Here is a 21,850-nt window from a genome sequence, read left to right as displayed (position 1 = left end):
CCTGCAAAATTGGCGACACGCCTGGGGCGGAGCCGCAACAGCGAAACAATTTTGAGCCGCGAAGGTTCTGACCAAGCCAAATTAGCGCGGTCGCAGGCCCGGCTTGCCCGTCTTTGAAAAAAGAAATTCAACACCGGCATCGCGAAAAGCCTGTTCAATAGCGGAAAGCGGCGCATTATCGGTGGGCGCGGGTCCATCGATCTCTTCCAATCGCCTGATTATGGAGCGGGATACTCCGGAGGCCTTGGCCAAGTCCCTGACGGACCATCTAAGGAGGCCGCGAGCGGCTCTTACCTGTGCGCCGGTGATCTGCTGGCTTTCGCTGGGGACTTTCTGAGGCTCAGGCTCAAGGTCGATATTTAGACCCACCCATTCTGTCACATGGCCTTGATCATCAAGTAGCGGCTGTCCGCGAGATCGCTTCCACGTAAAACTTCCGTCTGATTGACGGATCCTGTGCACAACCTCGCAGCTGGCTTTCCTGCGAAGCGCGTCTTGCCATGTGCGACTGGTTTGCTCCCTGTCGTCGGGATGCACGAGATCTATCCAGCCTCTATCGAGGACCAAGTCTTCGTGGTCACTCCGCTTATGCTCCCAATTCATCACCTCTCGGATACTGCCGTCTGCCTTCGCAACCCAAACGATAGCATCAGTGGCCTGGACAAGCGCTCTGTAGCGTTCGTCAACGTGCCGGAGCAGACTTTGTCGCTCCTCGGACTCGGTGACGTCGCTGCAAACCCCGAGTGCTTTTTCAGGAATTCCATCCGAGCCAACGAGCACGATGATCTGGCAGAACAACCATGCAGTGCTGCCACCGGGGCGAATAACGCGGAATTTCCGTTTGACGGCAGACGCGCGCCTTATGACCCGCTCAACTTCGGCTTGGGGCTTGCGGTCTTCAGGGTGAGTCACCTGAAGGATCGCGGCAAACGAAGGAGTCACCTGCCCAGGATCGAGACCTAGAAGATCATAATACCCCTTGGACCACCGCATCTCGTCCGTGCGCAGATCCCAGGTCCAGCAACCAAGCCGAAGTTCGCGCTCCACCAGCCGCAAGGTTTCTGCGGCCGGTCCCCCTAAGAGCTCAAGCATTTGTATCGTTCGCCCTTTTGCAGGGAACTTAGCTTGCGTCTCGCAGGTTCGCAAACCCCAGGCTATGAGCCTTCCAGCTCGTTGACGTATTCTTGCAGCCGCGCATAGTCACCGCTGGCGAAGCGTGTCGTCAAACGCTCGTTCCTACCGTTCATAAGCCGGCTTGCCTGAGACCCTCGCACCGCCTGCCTGCGCATGGGCAAAACCGATCGACGCGCCGGCAAGCAACGCACACATGGCCACTGAGAAGATTGTCTTTCGCATTGTTCAGTCTGCGGTTGACGATGACATGCCAATCAAGGCCGCATGCAAACGTTCCTATGAGATTCGTCGCAGGCTCCGCAGCTCGTGGAAGCGATCATGCGCTGCGTCAGATATCTAATTCCTGCGGTCACGACGTCCCCTTGCCGCCACTCCTGCGGCCAGCGCCGCCAGGCGTGAGCGCCTTTCTCGCAAAGTAATCAGGCCGGAGAAAGACACGTGGGCCATGAAATGCAAATCAGAATGCATTGCTCGATCTGATGCAGCTGGTGAAGTGACGCGGCGAGAGCTCAGGTCGGGCATGAACCGATTGCGCGCCTGCTGCGGCGAGAGGCGGCCGGGCGTGGCGAACAAGTTCATTCCGCGGAAGAGTTTCTTCCTGCACTCCTGGAACCATTGTTCCGCGAGCCTATTGGCTCACTGACACAAACTTCTTTCGGGAGATAGTTCATGAGAATTCTCACAGTCTTGGCAGCCGCGGCCAGTACACTTATCGTGACCGCCGCTGCGGCAGCCCCGCTTTCTCTCGGCACATCGCCGACGCCGGAGAGCAGCCTTCAGAACGTTCGCATGGTCTGCAACGAAGACGGACGGTGTTGGCGCCAACGTAGCGAAAGGCGCGTCATCATCCGCGAAGGGCGCGATGCCTACGGATATGCACCACGTGAGCGCTACATCGAGCGGCGCGGCTATGGCTATGAAGATCGCGGCGGCGTCGGCATCCGCGCTCCCGGCGTGAGCGTCGGGATCGGCACCTACTGAGAGACGAAGCGAGCCGATGCAAGAGGTCGCGGAGCAATCCGCGGCCTTTTGTGTTTCTCAGGCGACCGGGCCGCGGGTGGCTACGCGGAGGAAAGCTGATGCATAGACAGCATCGATCACCTAAATCGTCACGCTGCTCTGGCTATTCCGGGCGTGGAACGCCATATCACCGATATCACCGCCCGCCCCTCGGCTATCATCGGTGACTGAGAGCATCACGCTCCCGCCGCGACCAAGAGGCGGTCAACATGTCACGAATCTCCCCGTCCATCGTGTACGAGGGGCGTGTTCCGCCCGTGCTGCTACCGATCTTTTTCGTGCTGCCGATCGCTTTTGCGATGCTGCTTCAATGGTAGATCACTTCGCGGGACCCACACCATCTGCTCAGGCCGGCAGACCGCTCCGCCAGGCGGCGTCGGCGCAGCCGTCCCTGGCTTCGAAGCTGGACGTCAAGGCATCGCACGCTCGCGACAGAGCCCGGAATATGCCGCTGGGCGAGGAGCGTGCAGAGGCGATGCAAGAGGCTATGATCCTCCGGAACGCTGTCGAAATGCTCAAACACCTCGGCAAGCGGGCCAGCTAAGCCTGCCCACGGCGGGCAAGACCCGGCAGACCGAGTCTTGCGCCGCCGGCACGACTTGCCGTCCACCTGGGCTACCGGGGGGTCGATCTCTCACGGCCCAAACAAGACCAGCTCACGCGACCGCGGCGACCGAGCCGAGTGGCACGTCCAGTGCGTAAACAAATCCGCTCCGTTCAAATGCAAGGCTCACCTGCCCGGTCAATTGCTGGCCCAGAGATCCCATCATCCGGGTGCCGAAACTCCGCCGCGTTGGCGGCTCGACCGGAGGCCCGCCCCTTTCGGTCCAGACCAGGCGAAGCCGCTGCGTCAACTCGTCGATCGCCCAGGAAATCTCGACGCTGCCCGTCTGGACGGACAGGGCGCCGAACTTGGTCGTGTTGGTGCACAGTTCGTTGAACGTCATCGCAAGCGCAATGACCGCGACGGAGGTTATCCTGATATCCGGTCCATTGAAGTGGAAACGTCTGTCGCCCTGACTGTCGTAGGGCTCCGTTGCGCTGCTCAGCGTGTGGGTAAGGCTCGCATCGGCCCAACTCACCTGCATCAGCAGATCATGGGCACGCCCCAATGCGAGCAGCCTGCCCTCCATGGCCTTCTGTCCGTGCTCGATACTCGGCGCTCCGCGGAAGCTCTGGGACGCGATCGCACTCACCATCGCAAGCGTATTCTTGACGCGATGATGGAGCTCGCCGAGGATCAGCTTCTGCAATTTGTCGGCGGCAGTTCGTTGCTCGGCGTCGATGCCGGCCTGAATGATCAGGGCCCGCGCGTCGATCTCGGCCTGTTCGAGCAGCAGGCGAAGACTGTCGTTCTCGGCGGACAGGGAAGCCTCCTGCTCCGACCGGGAGGGGGAGGCGCGCGCGGCGTCAAACGCGCCACCTTGCGTCCAGTCGCCTGCCGTCGGAACGATCTGCAAAGCACCTGCGCCCACCATGGTTTTGAGCTCGGTGATCATTTGCTCGACACTGAGCGGTTTACCGAAGAATCTGCTGTCCGCCGGCCGTTCCGCCTCGGACGGCTTGACCTGGCCAGACACCAGAATGATCTTGATCGAGGGCCAGCGCTCGTGCACCGCGTGGGCGAGCTTGAGGCCATCGATACTTCCCGGCATTTGAATGTCGGTCAGCAGCAGCGAGATGTCCGATCGGGACTCCAGAACCGAGATTGCCTCATCGGCATTGATCGCCTCGATGGGACAGAACCCGGCATCCTCCACGATGTCGACCGCACGCATCCGCAGGATCATCTCGTCCTCCACGACGAGAACGTTCGGCACCTGAACTGGATCTGTCGACATGGTGATCTCGCTCTTTCTCGGCGGGCCGAGGTAGTCTCGGCACCCGCGAATGCTCGTAAGCCGATTGCGTGGACCGAGGCCGCGCCCATGGCTGCGCTTTTCGAGAGGAGAAGGCCAGCCAATTCGCCGTGCCCGGGGTGTCTCGTCTCAGCGCACCGGTCTGATGCGGACTGGGCTGGTTCGGAGGGGAAAAACTGGGGCCTGATCCCTCAGGAGAACTGATCGAACGACCGAACTATCGAGGGGCCGTCACGAGGCGAGCTTCCTGGATCTTCGTTCCAGAGCCGGCGTGTCGCAAACAGGACGTGGTAAAGTCCGGCCAGATCTGTGCCGAGCAATCCGGGAAAGCGGCCCGGATTTCGAGCCGGTCGCCTTTGGCCAGCGCCACGAGCTCATCCGCCTGCACTGCTGGAGCAAAAGGCGGCAAAGCGATCACCGCCGCTCCGAGGAGCATGAAAATCGCAAGGGACGACAGGGATCTCATCATATTGTTCTGCTGACTTCTGGTCTTCGATCCCGCCACGTTCGAGGATCCGTCAGGACAACAACCATCACGAGATATCGTTCCCCTCCTCAACTCAGCTGTTTGGCCTGGTTCATTCCTATGCCAGATGGCCTTGTGCAATCGAGCGGAGCGCCGCGCGGTGGCACGATGGATCTGAACCATTGGCCCCGCCAATCGTCTTCCTCACTGGAGGAAAACAAATGATGGAAGACCAACTCGCCCGCCAAGAGCAGGTCGCTTTTCGCTTAGAACAATCCAAGCGCCTGCTGCGAGGCGCGAAAGATCCCACGACCACGCAGCGCATCGGGAAGCTGATCGGCGACCTGGAGCGAGAGCAAGCGGAAGCAAGCGAAAAGTGAGTCGCCGCTGGCGCGAACGCGCCCCCAAGGTTGCGCCAGCGGCGACATGGAGCGGGCACCGCGTCGATGGCAGCGACAGGTCGTAGCCGCCATTCGACGACATGAAAGAGCCCCGCCAGCTGACATCGGATCGCCAGCGTTAACCCTGTCGGCAAATGATTCGCCGCAGATCGGCCACCGCCGGCAAAGTTGACTTATTGGTGCGGAGAATTCTCAGCGGCACTAACCAAGGTTAGAGGCGCGTTATGCTGAGAATGGCGTTGTTGGGCCTCCTCATCCTGCTGAGCGTGGGAATGCTGTCAGCAATGGAGCTTACGGCTCCACCGCGGCGCGCCGCCGCCATCGTCCCGCCGCCTGCCGAGCAGAGCGCGGGCATCTCTGCATCGCATGATGCGCTGGCGAAGGCCGATCGCCTCGAAATTGCCGCTGCGAGCGGCGCAACGCCGGCAGAGGCAGCTTCGATCGAAAACCCTGTTGCTCGCCAGGACGTCCATGTCGGCTCGCCCGCACCGGCACCAATCGTCCGTCCCCGCCGCGATGCCAAGACGCGGGCGACCGCCATGCGTCCCAAGCCGAAGCCAAAGGTGACCGTCGTCAAACGCACTACCAATGTTCAGCGTGCAAAAGCCGCCAGCGAGACCGAACATTGTCGACTCAAGGCGTTCGGCGGCCTACTCAAAGCGCTGAATTTGACCGGTTGTGAAATCTGAGGATTCCACAAGCAGTCCGAGCCTGTGCCCAGCTTCCTCCAAGAGGCGCTTAGGGGGACACGCCTTGTTGCCATTTTCCCTCGGCCGGCGTCTCGCAAATTCGGCCGGTCATCCCTAGATTGCCCGCATGAAAAAGATCGGATTCCTCTCCTTCGGGCACTGGACGCCCTCGCCGCAATCGCAGACCCGCTCCGCCGGCGACACGCTGCTGCAATCGATCGAGCTGGCGGTCGCGGCCGAGCAGCTGGGGGCCGACGGCGCCTATTTCCGCGTGCACCACTTCGCGCGGCAGCTCGCCTCGCCATTCCCGCTGCTCGCCGCCGTCGGCGCCAAGACGAGCCGCATCGAGATCGGCACGGCCGTCATCGACATGCGCTACGAGAACCCGCTCTACATGGTGGAGGACGCCGGAAGCGCCGACCTCATCGCCGGCGGCCGGCTGCAGCTCGGCATCAGCCGCGGCTCGCCCGAGCAGGTGATCGACGGCTGGCGCTATTTTGGCTATCGCCCGGCCGAGGGCCAGAGCGATGCCGACATGGGACGGCGCCATGCCGAGGTCTTCCTCGATCTCTTGCGCGGCGAAGGATTTGCCGAGCCCAATCCGCGGCCGATGTTTCCGAACCCGCCGGGCCTGTTGCGCCTGGAGCCGCATGCGCAGGGCCTACGCGAGCGGATCTGGTGGGGCGCCGGCTCGAACGCCACCGCGATGTGGGCGGCCAAGCTCGGCATGAACCTGCAGAGCTCGACGCTGAAGAACGACGAGACCGGCGAAGCTTTTCACGTGCAGCAGGCCGCCCAGATCCGCGCCTATCGTGCGGCATGGAAGGAGGCAGGCCATGCCCGCGAGCCCCGCGTGTCCGTCAGCCGCAGCATCTTCGCGCTGATGAACGATCGCGACCGCGCCTATTTCGGTGGGGAGCGCGGCGGCGAGGACCAGATCGGCTTCATCGATCCGCAGACCCGCGCGATCTTCGGCCGGAGCTATGCGGCGGAGCCGGACGCGCTGGTCGAGCAGCTCAAGCAGGACGAGGCGATCGCCGAGGCGGACACCTTGCTGCTGACGATTCCGAACCAGCTCGGCGTCGATTATTGCGCGCACGCGATCGAGGCGATCCTGACACAGGTGGCGCCGGCGCTGGGATGGCGCTGACATCAGCCGGTGCTGCACGACCAGAAGTCGCGATTGACTTCCTACACTACCCCCGCCAAATATCTCCCCGGGGACTATTGGACTCATCAGGGGGCGGAATGCGCTTGTGTCCGGGGATCTTTGTCGTTGCTTTCATGCTGGCGGGATGCGCGTCAGGGCCGACGGGCAGCACGGCTCTGACAGATAACGTGAAGGCAAATACTGCAAGGCTGGTGGTCTATCGCTCATCCGCGCTGGGTTTCGCGGTCCAGCCAAGCTATTCGGTGGATGGCGGCGTCATTGGAGGCAGTCAGGCTGCGGGCTTCGTAGCCTGCGACCTGGCGCCGGGCCGCCACGAGGTTGCGGTCAACAATCTTCCGCTGAGCAGCAATCTGTTTGGGCAAGGAAGTGAGAAGGTGAGCCTCGATCTGCGCGCCGGCAGCACCACCTACCTCTCTGCCCAGCCGCAGATGGGAATCCTCACGCCCGGTGCAATCACGCTGATCCAGGTCACGGAAAGCCAGGGCCGTGCCGACGTCGCCGGCTTGCATCAGAGCAACAGCTCATGTGGCAAGGCGTGATCTGAGGCGCTTCGCCAGGATGGGGCGATCGCCGAGGCGGACACGCTGCTGTTCACCATCCCGAACCGGGTCGGCGTCGCCTATTGTGCGCATGCGATCGAAGCGATCTTGACGCATGTGGCCGCCGGGGCGTTGGGATGGCGGTGAGGGGAATCACCGATTCGAGCGGATGACGTCCCGCACCCGAGGTTCTCAGACCATGGCCGCGACTTTCGGAAAGAGCTGGCTGAGCACATCCGTGTCGACGCCGTCCGTGCCGCGCCACCAGATCGCCGGGTAGGTCCAGTCATTGTTGTGATCGGCGGGTCGGTCCCGGAACTCATACGGCGTAAACGCCTGCAGGAAGCCGCTGCGGCCAGCCGGCTTTAGAACGCCGCAATAGCCGAGAATCTGGATCAGGACGCATCGCTCCGCGCGGTTCGACTTGATCACCTTGCCGATGCGCTTCTCCAGCTCATTCGGCCTCGCGTCCGGAGCGAGGCCTGAGACAATGCCGACGATCTCCGCCAGGATCGAACAATCCTCCTCTGCGGGCTCGACCGGATCAGCCTTTTCGAACTGTGCGAGATCGAACCAGCAGTACAGGGGATCGGCATGACGAATGCCGCCCCATTTCCATCTCTCGAAGCTCAACATGTTGAGGTCCTCTTGCTCGGGGCCCGCGTGACCGTAGCGCCCGCAGATGCGGCAATGCAGCCGGCCACTGGGCACTCGACGGGCGGTCTGCTCCAGAAGTCCATGAAGAGGGAACTGCGCGGCACCGGCGAAGCTGCCCAGCGCCGAGCGCAAGTCGAGCCGGCGGGTGCTGAGGCTGGCGAGGAAGGCGTCCGCCACCCGTCCCAGATTCACGCGAGTCCGAACGGACATGAGCCGCGCGACGATGTCGTCGTGCGTCACGGTGATGGGATCGAACATGTAACCGGCTTGACGGGCATATTCGAAATCCGCCCGATCAACCGTCTCGTTTTGCTTCCAGCCCCTTGGCGACCAATACGCATCGAAGAGGATCTGAAGGGCTTTCCGTCGTAAGGCACGAACCGTCTCCGCACGCCGTTGCGGTCTAGGCGCAAATGGGCGACCGTTGGATCGCCTAAGTTTGTAGCCCACTCACAGTCAGAACAAAATTGCGAACCCAGTGCATGGGAGAGCCCAGCGACTGGCGAGCGAACTTTGGCGATCGCGTAGCTGGACCCAGGTCATGCTATCCTCGTATTCTGGCGGCGAGATTGCCGCCATTTCGCCGGGCCCGCACGATGAACCAGCATCTGTCCCTCGTCAGTCTCGTGGTCGCGGACTATGATGCAGCGATCGCCTTCTTCACGCACGCCCTGAATTTCGAGCTTTGCGAGGACACGCCGCTCGGTGGCGGCAAGCGCTGGGTGGTCGTGCGGCCCCCGGGCCATTTCGGCACCGGCCTGCTCCTGGCGCGGGCGGACGGTTCGGCGCAGACCGCGCGCATCGGCAACCAGACCGGCGGGCGCGTCTTCCTGTTCCTGGAAACCGATGATTTCGAGCGCGATCATGCACGCATGATCGCCGCCGGCGTGCGTTTCATTGAGGCACCACGGCATGAAGCCTATGGCCTCGTGGCGGTTTTCGAGGACCTCTGCGGCAACCGCTGGGACCTGATCCAATCGGTCAAGCGCAGCTGAGGCACCAGGGCGGCTGCCCGCCTTCACCCCGTCTTCGTGCCGGTAATGACGGCCAGCGCCTCGACGAGGCGGTCGAGATCGGCCTCGTCAGTGTAGAGGGCGGGCGTCACGCGGATGCACTGGCCCCTGGCGACGCCGGCCCGGCGCACCGTCAGGATCTTGTGACCGTCCCTGAGCTTCGCCACCGTCGCGTCGTTGTCGACCTTGCTGGTCTTGCCGGCGAGACGGAAGGACGTGATCGCGCCATATGAGCCGGCTTCATCCGGCGTCAGAATCTCGATATCCTTGAAGCCGCGGACGCGCCTCACCCAATAGTCGCGCAGATGGCGCAGGCGCGCCTGCTTTGCCGCCGCGCCGATCTGCTGATGCAGCGCCACGGCCGTGGGCACCGTCAGCACCGTGGCGAAATTGACCGTGCCGGTATGCACCCGCGAGCGGATGTCCTCTTGCGGAAAATCCTCGTCGCACATGTTGCGGTCGATGGCGGCGAGGCGATCTTTCCTGATGTAGAGGAAGCCGACGCCGAGCGGCGCTCCGATCCATTTGTGCAGATTGAATCCGACGAAATCGGCCCCGAGCTCGCCGACCCGGAAGTCGATCTGTCCCCAGGAATGGGCGGCATCGACCATGGTGTCGATGCCCTTGGCCTTCGCCATCCGGGAGATCTCGGCGACCGGCATGACGAAACCGGTGCGGTGGCTGACATGGGTCAGAAGGAGAAGCCTCGTCCTCGGGTTCGCCTCGATGGCGCGGGCATAGGCGTCGAGCACCGACTGGCGGGTGGCGGGCTCCGGCATGTCGATCTTGACCACCTCGACGCCGCGGCGCGCCTTCAGGGCGTTCATCGCATATTGCATCGAATCATAGTCGAGATCGGCATAAAGCACGGCATCGCCGGGCTTCAGCCTGTTGTAGCCGCCGATGAGGAGCTGCAGCGCTTCGGTCGCGCCTCGGGTCAACGCGATCTCTTCGACCGCCGCGCCGACCGCCTCCGCCACCCTGGCGCGCACGGCCTCGAAATCCGTACCCGCGCGCAGCCGCGCGTAATAGGTGTTCTGATTGTTGACCATATCGGCCTGGCGGATGAACTCGCGCCTCACGGGCTCGGCCATGATGCCCCAATAGCCGTTCTCGAGATTGACGATCTCGGGCGTCACGGCATAGAGCCCCTTCACGGCCGCCCAATAGGTCTTGTCGGTGGCGATCGCTGCCACCGAACCGGTCGGCTGCGCCTGAAGGCCCTCGGCCGCCATCGCCGGCGCCGCTAGCGGTGCCACGGCCGCTGCCGCGAGGCCCTTGAGCATCGAGCGGCGGTCAGCCGAAACGGTTTTGTTCAGTTGCATGTCAGCTCTCCCCCAAAGGCGCTTTCAAGCGACGTGGCGTCCGGCGCGGAAAAGAGCAACGGACGATGCAACCAGGATGACCGAAGCATGACAATGCGATGATCTGGAGTCGGGCTTCGCAGGACTACGCGAACCGGAGCCTCTACGTTCAGTGCATGTAGCCGATGAGATAGATGCCGCCTCCGACAATCAGGATCGCCGGCACGGCCCACAGGATCAGTACAGGCATTTTCCTCTCCTCCAATCAGCTGCTCCCGAGGACGTAACGGGAAAAAATGGCAAACGTTCCGCCGCGAACGGAACAGGCAGGGGGATGGCGAGTTCATCGCAGCGCCGCATACAGCGGCGAGGGAGAATGCGATGAAGAGATTCATGCTGATATCGGCCGCCGCCCTGCTCGTGTCGACCAGCGCGATGGCGCAGACCACCGTGACGACGACGACCGGCGCCGGGCACGGCGCAACCGTGCAGATCGAGCCGGAATATCGCACCAAGATCCGGTCCTACGTCACCGAACGCAAGATCCGCCCGGTCGAAACGCGCGAGAAGATCGTGGTTGGCTCGCCCGTGCCGCGCGACGTCGAGCTCGCGACTGTTCCGAGCGACTGGGGGCCGTCGCTCACAAAATATCGCTACGTCTATTCGGGCAGCCACGTGATGCTGGTCGATCCCGAGACGCGCATGGTCGTCCAGCAGGTCGACTAACGCCGCTGTGGCGGGCCGTGGAGGAGCGGCCCGCCGCGCATTTTCCATTGCATCATTGCCCGGTGGCGCCTGATGCCGATCATCCGATATTTCATGTTTGCAAGCGGCTTCATCCTGGCGCTGCTGTTCGCACTCGACCGCTCTCTGCCACCGCTCGCCGAACTTTCTACAGAGACCAGTGTCGATCGCAGCGTCATTCGCATCCACTCGGCACGCGCCTGGCCTGAAAAGATCGTCCTCGACACGTCCACTCAGATCGCAACCGCCGTCTCCTCGCCCTTGCTCGCAAACGAGCGGCAAGACGATCATGCCAGCCAAGCGGTAGCGATGGCGACGCCGGAGAAGCCGGACATGAAAGTCATGGCCGCATCTCCGCCCGACGCTGTTCGCGCAACCAGCCCTCGCTCGAAGCGGACAGCGCGTACGGCGTCGTCCGCTTCTTCGATGGTCAGGTGAAGGTCGGAGCATTCTGACAGAAGCAGGGCCTCGGCAGAGGCGCGCAACGCGCACAGCGTCGCGGTCGGGCACATGAACAATGAATGAATGCGTGCTTGGCCGCCTCGCGCCGAGGAACTTCGCATTGTTGCTGATTCATTGCGTCAGCATGTCCGACAATGAGGAACGTTTGCGCGATTGCCAGTTTATCCCGAGCCTGATTTGGCACTTTTTAGAAAACCCTGGAGGAGACTGACATGAGGATCCTGAAACTCTCCGCGGCTGCGGCCGCGCTGCTCGCCGGCACGGCGCTCGCCGTGGCACAATCGAGCTCGACGGTCGGCACCGGCGGTTCGTCGGCGGGCGGCGGCACCAGCAGCTCGACGGTCGGTACCGGCGGCTCTTCCGCCGGCGGCAGCGGGTCGGGCTCTGCCTCGACGCTCGGCACCGGCGGCTCGTCGGCCGGCGGCGGCACCAGCAGCTCGACCGTGGGCACCGGCGGTTCGGCCGCGGGCAGCGGCTCGGGCAGCGGCTCGGCCTCGACGCTCGGCACCGGTGGCTCATCGGCCGGCGACGGCAAGAGCTCGTCCAGCGTCGGCACGGGCGGTTCGGCCGCGGGTAGCGGCTCGGGCAGCGGCTCGGCCTCGACGCTCGGCACCGGTGGCTCATCGGCCGGCGACGGCAAGAGCTCGTCCAGCGTCGGCACCGGCGGCTCGGCCGCAGGCAGTGGCTCGACCGTTGGTCAGTCGGGCGCCTCGAAGTCGCCCGGCATGGGCGACGGCAAGTCCGGCAGCCATGCCAGCGACACGGGCCTGGAAAAGGGCAAGGGCCACAACAAGGACGAGTGGAAGAAGGACAAGAACTAGTCCGATCCCGGGAGCGGCCACGTGCCGCTCCCTTTGTCCATGTTGAGGAGGAGCCGCAATGAACAAGTCAATCGTTGCGATCGTGGCGCTGGCCCTGATGGGTAGCGCTGCATCGGCGGAAACTATGGAAAAGACCGGCAAGACGGCATCGGGCGAGACCTGCAAGGTCACGGTGGTGAAGCACGCAGACGGCAGCATCAGCGCGGCCGGCTCGTCGGGTTCGGGCACCACCGGATCAACGGCGTCGAGCGGCTCGCTGTCGAGCTCGAGCTCGGCCGGCGGATCGTCCGTGAACGTGCAGGCGGGCGGCGGCCATGTCCGAGCTCGTCGTCGACGTCGGGCGGTCCTGGCAGCACCAGCGCCAGCACCATCACCGTCAACGGCTGCACGATCTCGACCTCGTCACCTTGAGATTCATCGAAAGGATCGAAACATGAGGACTTTGCTTACGACCTCGGCGGTCGCAGTGCTGCTCGCCGCCGCGTCACCGGCGCTCGCGCAGAAAAGCATCACCGGCGGAAGCGCCGGCTCGGCCGCCGCGGGCGGCACCTCGGCCTCGACGGTTGGCACCGGTGGTACGTCCACCTCGGCGACGGGCAGCACCGGCTCGTCGATCGCGGCCGGTGGCAGCGCCGCGGCGGTGAACGGCAAGACGCAGACCGGCGTCAGCATGAACAAGGGCAACGGGCCGGTGCTGAATTCCAACGCCCGCGCGCAAGCCCATGAGGGCGGCACGTTCAGCCGCTCGCATACGCGGACCAAGGTCAAGGCCGGGCAGGAGGTGGGCTCGACCACGAAGACCATGTCGCACGTGCCGGGCTCGAAGCCGACCATGTCGACGACCTCGACGACCTCGCGCTAAACCTCACCACCAGCCGCCCGAGCTTGCTCGGGCGGCTGCTTCCTGGATCCCGTTCAGTCGGCCCTCAGGCTGTGGCTGATCCGCGTGACGATGCGGTCCCAGCGTCGCTTCTCGGCCGCGGGATAATTGATCAGCACGCAGTGCACATAGCCGCGCGAGAAATTGCAGCGGTTGTACCAGATCTTGTCGCGCTTGATGCTGGAGACCACGAAGAATCTCGGCGACACGCGCTTGTAGATGATTCCGGAGGGCGGATTCTTCTCCGCCAGAAATTGCGCCGGCGAAAGACCCTGCCGGTTCGAGACGGCTTGTATCGTGAAATCGGCCCTGCCGTCGCTCGTGCGAAACCGCTGGCCGTAGCCGTCGGGCTTGCCGGCCATCTCCGTGAACAACGACGTGGGAATGTCGATCGACGTTCCGGATTCGGCGATCCGATAGGTCGTCCAGCTCTCCGCGCGAGCGGCAGACAGCGTGGCAAGCAGCGCGAGGGTGGCAGCGAGCGTCGTTTTCATATCCGCCTCTTCAATTGCGGGGCATCAGTTGCAGCTCCATCAAGGCAATCCGTTGCAGGTCGGCGAGATCGCGCTCGCCCGCGCCTGCCGTGCGCAGGATGGATTCGGCGAGCGCATTGACGTGCGAGGCGTGGACCGGCTCCGGCAGGCTCGCGACCGCAGCCTCCAGGGCGCGCGTCATGATCTCGATAACCTCGGGGGAAAATGCAGCGTTGGAAAAGTTCTTCATCGCGCGCGCCGACCGCATGATGCGGACCGCGGCTCAACGCCGGGAAAAAATGGAAGTTCCTGCGTCATAGCGTCAGGCCGGTGCGCGAGACCGCGAGCCCGAGGCCGAGCTACGCTGCGGGCTGGTACTGCGGGAGAGGCTCGATTTCCGCCTCCTCGCTGGCGACCGCCTGCATCCTCACATGGCTGCCGATGACGAGGCCGGTGAGCGAGAGCATCAGCCCCAGCGCGAGCGGCGCGAACAAGGCCTCCTCCTGGAACAATCCGTTGAGCAGCACGACCATGACGCCGAAGCCGGCGAGGCCCTGGGTTAGATAGCCCGACGAGGCATAGAGGCGCCAGGCCTTCAGCCCCATCGCGAAATAGAAGGCTAGCAGCGCGAGGGCGCCAATGCCCATCTGGTACAACAGAACGCCAATGGCGCTCTCGACCGCGCCATCGATCGTTCCGGCCGCCTGCGCGGCGCTCCAGTCGATCGAAAAATAGCTCTCCGACAGATTGCCGCCGATGCCGAGGCCCCGGCCGAGAGGTCTCTGCACGAATCCGTCCAGCCCTCCCATCAGCCCAATGATGTGATAGTCACCGATCTGCAGGCCGAGGCGGATCGCGATGATGGCGAAGGCGATCATGCCGAGGAAGCCGAGCAACAATGTCACCACGGCGCCGAGCAGCCGGGTCGCGATCCAGGCCGCAACCACGAAGATCACCACGATGATCGCGCCCTTCACGCTGCAAAGAACCAGCAGCGGCAAAGCTGCGAGGGCCAGCAGCGGCCGTCCCACCGAGAACAGAAACAGGGCGAGAAAACCGATCCCGTAAGCGAAGCTGATCGGGTGCATGTTGGGACCATTGATGCGCAACAGCTTCGACAGGCCGAACCCTTCGAGCAGGGGCGTGTTCAGAAAGTCGAAGCTGAAGCGGTCCTTGAGATCGACAGGCACATTTCCGGTCTGGCGCATCTGGGCTTCCCAGACACCCGAATGAGTCGCCTTGAGCTCGTCGAACCCCCAGAACGTGTAGCTGTTGGTGATGGCGAGCCAGACATCGCGGAAGACGAGCTCGACATAGCCGCAACAGATGAGGATGGCCGCGAGCGTGACCAGGAACGGCGTAATGCGCACCTCATAGGTCGCCGCCGTCAGCAGCGACAGCTGGAACAGGAACAGCGGCAGCACGATATTGCGCAGATAGACCGCCGCCGGCTGTCCGTCCTGGATGAAGCCGATCGCGAAATACAGCGACACCACGGCGAGGGTGACGACACCCCAGCGCATGATCCGGTTCACCTCGGCCGATTGATTCCTCTGGCCCAGCACGTAGAGGCCGAACGTCGCCAGCCACATCACCGAGCAGATGAGGAAATTGTAGCCCTTGATGAAGTCGAGGTCGGACGGCAGCGGCACCAGCGGCGACAGGATCGAGACGAACAGGTTCTGAAAGAACAGGACGAAGATCGCGATGGCCGGCGCATAGGTCGGGACCACCACGACGATAGCGATGCCGACCAGCACCTCGACGGCAATGGCGAGGATCGGATTGGCGAGGTGCAGGATCGGAGCAGAGCCGATCGTTGCCACGGCCAGGCCGAAGATCAGGACCAGCTCGCGCCAGGCCGGCGGCGATGGGCCGGCCTGCGCCATCTCGACCTGCGGTGAATCCCCGGCGCTCATCGATCGTTCCTTGGATCGTTCCTTGGCATCGCGCGGCCGGCACGATAGCGGGACGATGTGTAAAGATGCGTTAACGATAGCGGACCCGCGCCATCAGCGGCGGCCGGCCCGGGTCGCGCCGAGCAAGGCTCGCATCACGTCGGGATCGGGCCTGCCGGTGGTGCGGTCGACGAGGCCGAAGCCCTGTGCCAGCTCCCAATGCGCCCAGCCCCAGCAATGGTCGCGGGCGTAGGCGGTGACCTCGGCCAGCCAGCGCAACCGGCTCTCTCTGGGCGCGCCGGCCTTCAGCACGCCGAATTCGTTGACGATGATCGGCCGCGCGAATTGCTGCTGCCATTGAAGAGCGGGCGCAAGCCAGCGACCTGCCGCCGGCTTGTCCCTGGCGGCGGCGACCGCGACATCGAGCATGCCCAGCGCCTTGGTCGCGCCCCTCAGCTGTAGATCCTTGCGCAGGGCCTGAACCCTGGGATCGCCGGCATTGATCGGATAAGGCAGATCGATGATGTCGTGCAGCGGATCCTGTGCGTCCCAATGGGCCTGATGGGTGAACACCATCGGATCATAGAAGTGGATGGCATAGACGACGTCGGGGTCGGGCAGCGGACGGAATCGCGGCAGCGAGTCCGCGCGCTGCCAGTTGACCGGACCGACGACGAGGGTATTGGCGGGAAGCAATTTGCGCACGAAGGCGGCGAGCGCCTCGACCTCGGTCTGCCATCTGTCGGCGTCGATATCGGGCTCGTTGAGCAGCTCGGCGAAGACGCGGTCGGCCGGAAAGATTCGAATGACCTCGGCAAGGCCGCTCCAGGCCTCCTGCATCTGACGCGACGCCGCGTCCGGATCTTCCTTGTGCAGGCGGTTGAAGCGATCGCCGGGGTGAAGATCGACGGAGATGGCGTAGCCGAGCGCGGTGAGCTGCTTCAGCGCCGCATCGAGCACGCGCAGCGTCGCCTCGCGCTCGTCCTTCGCGGCGAAACGAGGCATCACGCGCTCTGCCGGCACCGGCAGCCGGACATGGCTCATTCCCGCCCTGCGCAGCTGCTGCAGCAATTCAGGGCTCGGGGCGGCACCGTTGATCCAGCCGTCGGCATTGAAGCCACGAGACAATGCGGCGAGCCTGTTAGGAGCGACCGTCTGCGGCACGGGCACGCAATCGCCGGCGAAGACCGGCGGGCCCGACGAGATCAACAGCAGCAGCATCGCGCTGGCCAGCAGGCGACCACGCCAGCCCGCCATCGTCACACCGCAAGTCCCAAGGCACCGCCCTCGGGGTGCGGCGCCTGCGAGCCGGCAGGCGCATGATTGACGACGAGCCCCGTCGGCACGGCCTCGTACCGCGACAGCGCCGCGGTCACGCGGCGCATCGCCGCCGAACCGAGCTCGCCGGCGCGCGCCACCAGGACGATCAGGTCCGCATGCGCCGCCAGCGCGATGGCATCGGGCTGCAAGGCGAGATTGCCGGCATGGACGATGATCAGATCGAACTCCGAACGAATATCGTCCTCAGGCCGCGCATCGGCCTTGCGGCCGGCGCTCAGGAGTTCGTCGATCGACTGCAGTCCCGCCGTGGTCGACCCATCATTCCATTCCGTCACCGGCGGCTGGTGTCCTTCGAAGCCCCCTGCAGCCGGATCAGGACGCTCATCATGCCGCGTGTCACGGCGGCGCGATTCAGCGAGCGCGCAACGGTGTTGCCGCCGGCACTCTTGCCGACCGACAGCACCAGGGCGACCTTGCAGCCGCGCACCGGCACGCAATCGATCCGCTCGAGCAGCGGCCGCAGATAGGTACCGAGATCAAGCTCGCCGGGAGACGCAATCGGTTTCTGCCAGACGGTGCTGGTCGCGGTCGCGGTCGAAAGTTCGGGGATGCGGGCCCAGACAGGAAGCCGCGGCATCGCGTCCGGCCGGGCCGCGGCAGCCGGAGGCTGGGCTTGCGGCGGAGCTTGTGGCTGGAGCTGCCGCGCCTGCGTCTCCGCCACGGCTGCCTGCATGGGAGCCTCGGTCGGCGCGGATTGATCGGACAGGCTCGTCGTCACCGCGACGGCAGCGGTCGACGTCAGCAGCGAGCCGATCGCCAGCGCCGCCAGCAGCAGCGCGAGCGGCGGGCGCGTCGAGCGCAGCGGCGGAATCGCCGCTGAGGCGATCTTGGTCTGCGAGGCCTGCAGCTGACGCTGCTCGTCGGTGGTCTTGAACCGCGACAGGAACTGCTCGTAGATGTTGCGGTTGGCGTCGGCGTCGCGCTGCAGCTCCTGCAGCTTCACCAGCGCCTGCCCGTCGACCAGCATCTTGGTCTCGACCGCCTTGAGCTGCTTCTCCAGCGCGTTCTGCTGCTCCAGCTGCGCTTCATATTCGGACTTCGCCGTCTCGATGTTCTTCTTCCGCTCGACCTCGATCTGCCGGTTGATATCGGCGAGCTGGCTGTAGGAGATCGCGAGATCGGGATGGCGGTCGCCATACACCGCCTTCTTCTGCGCGATCTGGTCATTCAAGGTCGAGCGCTGCGCCCGCAGCATGCTCAGGAGGTCCTGCTTCACCGGCCCTTCGACATTGGCCTTGAGATCGCGCTGCACCTGGTCATAGCGCGCCTTGGCTTCCTCGGTGCGAAGACGCGCGGCGGAGACCTGCTGATTGAGATCGGTCACCCGCAATTGCTGCGTGGTGGAATCCTTGCCGGCATTGAGGATCTTGTGCTCGAGCCGGAAGGCGGCGACGGCGTCTTCCGATGCGCGCAGGCGCTCGTTCAGCGTCTTCAGCCGGTCCTTGAGCCAGTCGGCGGCCTCGTCCGTGGCCGCGGTGCGGACGCGGCCCTGGCCGGCGACGAACGCCTCGGCGATCGCGTTGGCGTAGGAGGCGGCCCGTTCCGGACGGTTCGAGGTGAAGGAAATCGCAATGACGTAGGTGAGCCCGCGGCGCGTTATCTCGAGGCGGCTGCGGAATTTTTCGAGCAGGCGCGTCATGTCGGTATGGCCGCCCGCGATGTCATCATCGTCAGCGATCTTGAGCTGCTCGATCAGGGGGCGGAGAAACCCGTCCGATTTGGCGATCTCGATCTGGCTCTGAAGCGCCGCGGCGTCCTGGCCGATGCCCGGCAGGACGTCCTGCTCCGTGGTGATGCGCAGCTCCCGGGGATCGAGCACGACCAGGGCCGTCGCGGCATAGCGGACCGGCAGGATCATGAGAACGATGACGCCGAGGGCGAACAGTGCGAGCGCCAGCGTCAGGATGCGCCGGCCGTTCTCGCCCAGGAACGCGAGCGCGCCGGAGACGGTCAGCGATCCCCTGATCAGCGCCGGCGCGGCGCCGTCGGGCCCCGTGCGCGCAGCCCGTGGCGCTTCCCACGAAGCCGCTGGCTCCGTCGGGGCGATGCTTCGCGGAGATGCGCGGCTACCGAACGCCATGGGGTTGGACTCGAAATCAACTGACTGTCATAGCTCAGAGGCTTGCTACACCGTAAATATCCATGGTTAACCGGCGGTTACGGCCGGCGGCGCGAAGCAGTTAGGAGGCGCGGCTCGGCCATGCCGGCAGCGACGGCGCCCGGAACCGCCGGCGGTGCAGGCCGATTTTGGCGCGCACCGCGCCGAGGCGGCTCTGAAGAATCACCAACGATGGATCAAATCCAGCCCAGGCTACGAAGCAGCATGTAGACAGCGACTGCGAATATGAGCGCCGCAAATACGGCGTTCAACGCACCCTTGCGGCCAGCAAGGGAGGTTGCGGAGCGCGCGCCGAGAAGCCCTCCAACAACGCCGCCGACGATGAACAGCCCCGCGAGAGACCAATCCACAAGGCCGGACAGGGCGTAGTTCGCCGCAGTTGTTAGCCCGAACGCGGTGACCGCCAGGAGCGAGGAGCCAACCGCGTACAAGATCGGCATGCCGGTGGCGGCAATCAGAGCGGGCACGATCAGGAAGCCACCGCCGATCCCGAAGAAGCCGGACAAGGCGCCTGTGGCGAGGCCCAAGCCCACAAGCTTCGGAAGATTTTCCCGATTGAGTCTCACCGACGGCTCCCCCTCGCCGGAACGGCCCCTCAGCATCAGCACGCCCACGACCATCATGACGATGGCGAACAGAGCGAGAAGATTCTGACCATCGATGATTTTGCCGAGAGTGGAGCCAAGAAAGGCGCCGGCTATGCCAGCGAGCGCGAACACCGAGGCGCAGCGCCACTTCACGTTGCCGGCGCGGACGTGGTTCGCCAGACTGGCGGCAGCGTTCGCCGCCACCGCGATGGCGCTGGTCCCGATCGCGACATGAGGATCCGCCACACCGACCAGATAGATCAGGAGCGGGACGGCCAAAACCGAGCCGCCGCCTCCGACCAGCCCGAGCGAGAAGCCGACCAGCGAGCCGGAGGCGACGCCAAGCGCGCCTTGGGTCAGGGATAGCATCGTGAGCTCCTCTTGCGATCATGCCGCTACGGCACGTGGTCGTCCGGCAATGCCGGGGCGATCACAGCAAGACGGGCCATGCAACGGGAGGCGGCCGCCGCGACGATCGGTCCGGCACCAGGCTGCATGTGGCGTTGAGCCCGCGGCTCAACGCCGCCCGCCTTCAACCGGGAGCCCCGCCTTGCGCCATGCGTCGAGCCCGCCTGCCACGATGAAGGCTTCGCAGCTTCGGTCCAGTTTCGACGCGAGGCGGGACGCATTGATCTGGGTACGGGCGCCGCTCTTGCAGTGGAAAATGACCTGCTTGCCCTGATGCGCCGCAAGGTCGGCCTGATTGAGCTTCGACAGAGGCAAGTTTCGAGCGCCCACGATCCGTTCGCGGGCGTGTTCATCCGCTTCACGGATGTCGATGAGGATGGCGCCCTTCTCGACGAGATTGCGCGCTTGTGCGGGATTGATCGTGGGTAGCGACATTCCTGGCTCCTTCTGTTGGCTTATCGGCGTTTCGCTCTGACAGGCGCGCAAAACAGCCTATAGAGTGTGGCGAAGAGCTGCTCGATGCGCGGATCGGCGATGCGATACCAGAGCGTTTGGCTCTCCCTTCGGAACGCGACGAGCCCCTCCTCGCGCATTTTCGCAAGGTGCTGAGACAGGGCCGATTGCGACAGGCCGACGGCTTCAGCGAGGGAACTGACGTTGTCCTCGCCGAATTCAACCAGTCTGCACAGAATCATCAACCGGCGCTCATTGGCGAGCGCCCGCAAGATACCGGCGACCTCGACGGCCTGTTTCTCGAAGGTTTCCGGATCAAACGTTGGGGACGCCATCGGCCCGCCTCTCTTATTTTAGATATTGCTTATTTAGAATCTACTAATATATCCGTCAAGACCCAACCGGACGCTGACATCAGGAGGTTCCAGACATGTCACGACCCATCATCCAATCTTTCTTCGACGAGCCGACCAACACGGTGAGCTACCTGGTCGCCGATCCCGCAACCAAAAAGGCCGCCGTCATCGACCCGGTACTCGACTACGACCACAGCTCGGGCGAGGCGGATACGCGGTCCGTCGAGGCGATGCTGAAGGCCGCCGAAAATGCCGGCAACACCATCGAATGGGTGCTGGAGACGCACGCGCACGCCGACCATCTCTCAGGCGCGCCGTTCATCAAGGCGAAGACCGGCGCGAAGATCGGCATCGGGGAGCACATCAAGGACGTCCAACGCATCTTCCGGCCGATCTTCAACGCCACCGACCTAAAGACCGACGGCAGCGACTTCGATCATCTGTTCCGCGACGGCGAGCGCTTCAAGATCGGCGAGTTCGACGCCGAGGTGTTCTATACGCCGGGACACACCCCGGCGGACATCGCCTACAAGATCGAGGACGCCGTGTTCGTCGGCGACACGCTGTTCATGCCGGACTACGGCACCGCGCGCGCCGACTTCCCCGGCGGCGATGCTCACAAGCTTTACCGTTCAATCAAGCGGCTGCTGGCGCTGTCGCCGGAAACACGGCTGTTCATGTGTCACGACTACAAGGCGCCCGGCCGTGATGCGTTTGCGTGGGAGACCACGGTACGCGAGCAGCGCGAGAACAACGTCCACGTCAAAGACGGTGTATCGGAAGACGAATTCGTGGCGATGCGTCAGGCGCGCGATACGAAGCTCTCGGCACCGAAACTGCTGCTACCTTCCATTCAGGTCAACATCCGCGCCGGCAAATTCCCGCCGGCCGAGGCCAACGGGGTGCGCTATCTCACGATCCCCGTGAAGCTGAAGGGCGGCGCGCAAACCTGCGTATAGGTCCAACGCGGTCGCACATGATACCGCCTCTCGACAAGTAAGAGGCGAAGGCCGGACGCGCGGCAATTCGGACGCCTACGTGGAGGCCGTGCGTCC

The 21,850-nt window shown here is 64.1% G+C and carries 26 protein-coding genes; 12 read left to right on the top strand and 14 right to left on the bottom strand.

Features of this window, described 5'->3' with window-relative positions; translation table 11 throughout:
- Window positions 1-81 precede the first annotated feature (81 nt).
- A complete protein-coding gene (locus tag ACETMP_RS26555) occupies window positions 82-1,092 on the bottom strand; it encodes a PAS domain-containing protein (protein ID WP_375158473.1) in 1,011 nt (336 codons plus the stop codon).
- A gap of 711 nt (window positions 1,093-1,803) precedes the next feature.
- On the opposite strand from ACETMP_RS26555, the gene ACETMP_RS26550 reads away from it, so the two are divergent.
- Entirely contained in the window at window positions 1,804-2,115 is a 312-nt protein-coding gene (locus ACETMP_RS26550; protein ID WP_375158472.1) for a hypothetical protein, read from the top strand.
- A gap of 695 nt (window positions 2,116-2,810) precedes the next feature.
- On the opposite strand, the gene ACETMP_RS26545 is transcribed toward ACETMP_RS26550, so the two are convergent.
- Window positions 2,811-3,995, bottom strand: coding sequence for an HWE histidine kinase domain-containing protein (locus tag ACETMP_RS26545; protein ID WP_375158471.1), 1,185 nt, complete (start codon window positions 3,993-3,995; stop codon window positions 2,811-2,813).
- 235 nt (window positions 3,996-4,230) lie between these two features.
- Window positions 4,231-4,518, bottom strand: a complete 288-nt coding sequence (locus tag ACETMP_RS26540; RefSeq protein ID WP_375158470.1) for a hypothetical protein — start codon at window positions 4,516-4,518, stop codon at window positions 4,231-4,233.
- A gap of 182 nt (window positions 4,519-4,700) precedes the next feature.
- Here ACETMP_RS26540 and ACETMP_RS26535 point away from each other — a divergent pair, with 182 nt between their 5' ends.
- From ACETMP_RS26535 to ACETMP_RS26520, 4 genes are all read left to right on the top strand, one after another.
- Entirely contained in the window at window positions 4,701-4,859 is a 159-nt protein-coding gene (locus ACETMP_RS26535) for a hypothetical protein (RefSeq protein ID WP_375158469.1), read from the top strand.
- A gap of 245 nt (window positions 4,860-5,104) precedes the next feature.
- Window positions 5,105-5,569, top strand: coding sequence for a hypothetical protein (locus ACETMP_RS26530; RefSeq protein WP_375158468.1), 465 nt, complete (start codon window positions 5,105-5,107; stop codon window positions 5,567-5,569).
- A gap of 127 nt (window positions 5,570-5,696) precedes the next feature.
- On the top strand, window positions 5,697-6,719 hold the full coding sequence (locus ACETMP_RS26525; RefSeq protein ID WP_375158467.1) for an LLM class flavin-dependent oxidoreductase: 1,023 nt from the start codon (window positions 5,697-5,699) through the stop codon (window positions 6,717-6,719).
- 98 nt (window positions 6,720-6,817) lie between these two features.
- Window positions 6,818-7,279, top strand: a complete 462-nt coding sequence (locus ACETMP_RS26520; RefSeq protein WP_375158466.1) for a DUF2846 domain-containing protein — start codon at window positions 6,818-6,820, stop codon at window positions 7,277-7,279.
- Between the two features lie 192 nt (window positions 7,280-7,471).
- Here the strand turns inward: ACETMP_RS26520 and ACETMP_RS26515 are convergent, their stop codons facing one another.
- Window positions 7,472-8,194: a hypothetical protein gene (locus tag ACETMP_RS26515; protein WP_375158465.1), complete on the bottom strand. Its 723-nt coding sequence runs from the start codon at window positions 8,192-8,194 to the stop codon at window positions 7,472-7,474.
- A 338-nt stretch (window positions 8,195-8,532) separates the two neighbouring features.
- Here ACETMP_RS26515 and ACETMP_RS26510 point away from each other — a divergent pair, with 338 nt between their 5' ends.
- Window positions 8,533-8,931, top strand: coding sequence for a VOC family protein (locus tag ACETMP_RS26510; protein WP_375158464.1), 399 nt, complete (start codon window positions 8,533-8,535; stop codon window positions 8,929-8,931).
- 23 nt (window positions 8,932-8,954) lie between these two features.
- On the opposite strand, the gene ACETMP_RS26505 is transcribed toward ACETMP_RS26510, so the two are convergent.
- Window positions 8,955-10,274, bottom strand: a complete 1,320-nt coding sequence (locus ACETMP_RS26505; RefSeq protein WP_375158463.1) for an aminotransferase class V-fold PLP-dependent enzyme — start codon at window positions 10,272-10,274, stop codon at window positions 8,955-8,957.
- Window positions 10,275-10,634: 360 nt separating this feature from the next.
- Here ACETMP_RS26505 and ACETMP_RS26500 point away from each other — a divergent pair, with 360 nt between their 5' ends.
- From ACETMP_RS26500 to ACETMP_RS26480, 5 genes are all read left to right on the top strand, one after another.
- Window positions 10,635-10,979 carry a DUF1236 domain-containing protein gene (locus tag ACETMP_RS26500; protein ID WP_375158462.1) on the top strand — a complete coding sequence of 115 codons (345 nt, stop codon included), beginning with the start codon at window positions 10,635-10,637 and terminating at the stop codon, window positions 10,977-10,979.
- A gap of 72 nt (window positions 10,980-11,051) precedes the next feature.
- On the top strand, window positions 11,052-11,435 hold the full coding sequence (locus ACETMP_RS26495; protein WP_375158461.1) for a hypothetical protein: 384 nt from the start codon (window positions 11,052-11,054) through the stop codon (window positions 11,433-11,435).
- A gap of 236 nt (window positions 11,436-11,671) precedes the next feature.
- The gene (locus ACETMP_RS26490) at window positions 11,672-12,280 is read left to right on the top strand and encodes a hypothetical protein (RefSeq protein WP_375158460.1); all 609 of its coding nucleotides are present in this window, start codon (window positions 11,672-11,674) and stop codon (window positions 12,278-12,280) included.
- A 314-nt stretch (window positions 12,281-12,594) separates the two neighbouring features.
- On the top strand, window positions 12,595-12,717 hold the full coding sequence (locus ACETMP_RS26485; RefSeq protein ID WP_375158459.1) for a hypothetical protein: 123 nt from the start codon (window positions 12,595-12,597) through the stop codon (window positions 12,715-12,717).
- Complete coding sequence (locus ACETMP_RS26480) at window positions 12,714-13,142, top strand: hypothetical protein (RefSeq protein WP_375158458.1); 429 nt, start codon at window positions 12,714-12,716, stop codon at window positions 13,140-13,142. Before ACETMP_RS26485 ends, ACETMP_RS26480 begins: the two co-directional genes overlap by 4 nt.
- A gap of 53 nt (window positions 13,143-13,195) precedes the next feature.
- On the opposite strand, the gene ACETMP_RS26475 is transcribed toward ACETMP_RS26480, so the two are convergent.
- The 9 genes from ACETMP_RS26475 to ACETMP_RS26435 form a co-directional block, all read right to left on the bottom strand.
- A complete protein-coding gene (locus ACETMP_RS26475; RefSeq protein ID WP_375158457.1) occupies window positions 13,196-13,654 on the bottom strand; it encodes a hypothetical protein in 459 nt (152 codons plus the stop codon).
- Window positions 13,655-13,664: 10 nt separating this feature from the next.
- A complete protein-coding gene (locus tag ACETMP_RS26470) occupies window positions 13,665-13,883 on the bottom strand; it encodes a hypothetical protein (RefSeq protein ID WP_028138811.1) in 219 nt (72 codons plus the stop codon).
- 109 nt (window positions 13,884-13,992) lie between these two features.
- Window positions 13,993-15,552: a hypothetical protein gene (locus tag ACETMP_RS26465; protein ID WP_375158456.1), complete on the bottom strand. Its 1,560-nt coding sequence runs from the start codon at window positions 15,550-15,552 to the stop codon at window positions 13,993-13,995.
- 93 nt (window positions 15,553-15,645) lie between these two features.
- Complete coding sequence (locus tag ACETMP_RS26460; protein ID WP_375161993.1) at window positions 15,646-16,788, bottom strand: glycoside hydrolase family 5 protein; 1,143 nt, start codon at window positions 16,786-16,788, stop codon at window positions 15,646-15,648.
- A 2-nt stretch (window positions 16,789-16,790) separates the two neighbouring features.
- Window positions 16,791-17,147 (bottom strand): hypothetical protein, encoded by a 357-nt coding sequence (locus ACETMP_RS26455; protein ID WP_375158455.1) that lies wholly within the window; start codon window positions 17,145-17,147, stop codon window positions 16,791-16,793.
- Window positions 17,144-18,952 (bottom strand): GumC family protein, encoded by a 1,809-nt coding sequence (locus ACETMP_RS26450; protein ID WP_375158454.1) that lies wholly within the window; start codon window positions 18,950-18,952, stop codon window positions 17,144-17,146. The genes ACETMP_RS26455 and ACETMP_RS26450 overlap by 4 nt, the downstream gene beginning before the upstream one ends.
- 215 nt (window positions 18,953-19,167) lie before the next feature.
- On the bottom strand, window positions 19,168-19,947 hold the full coding sequence (locus tag ACETMP_RS26445) for a sulfite exporter TauE/SafE family protein (RefSeq protein WP_375158453.1): 780 nt from the start codon (window positions 19,945-19,947) through the stop codon (window positions 19,168-19,170).
- A gap of 147 nt (window positions 19,948-20,094) precedes the next feature.
- Window positions 20,095-20,421, bottom strand: a complete 327-nt coding sequence (locus tag ACETMP_RS26440; protein ID WP_375158452.1) for a rhodanese-like domain-containing protein — start codon at window positions 20,419-20,421, stop codon at window positions 20,095-20,097.
- A 20-nt stretch (window positions 20,422-20,441) separates the two neighbouring features.
- Window positions 20,442-20,774 carry a helix-turn-helix transcriptional regulator gene (locus tag ACETMP_RS26435; protein WP_028138816.1) on the bottom strand — a complete coding sequence of 111 codons (333 nt, stop codon included), beginning with the start codon at window positions 20,772-20,774 and terminating at the stop codon, window positions 20,442-20,444.
- 95 nt (window positions 20,775-20,869) lie between these two features.
- Here ACETMP_RS26435 and ACETMP_RS26430 point away from each other — a divergent pair, with 95 nt between their 5' ends.
- On the top strand, window positions 20,870-21,754 hold the full coding sequence (locus ACETMP_RS26430; protein ID WP_375158451.1) for an MBL fold metallo-hydrolase: 885 nt from the start codon (window positions 20,870-20,872) through the stop codon (window positions 21,752-21,754).
- Window positions 21,755-21,850 lie beyond the last annotated feature (96 nt).

Origin of the sequence: Bradyrhizobium dasycarpum (assembly GCF_042019905.1) — a bacterium.
GTDB lineage: Bacteria > Pseudomonadota > Alphaproteobacteria > Rhizobiales > Xanthobacteraceae > Bradyrhizobium > Bradyrhizobium japonicum_B.
Note: the sequence above shows the minus strand (reverse complement) of the source record. Positions and strands in the feature narration are given on the sequence as shown.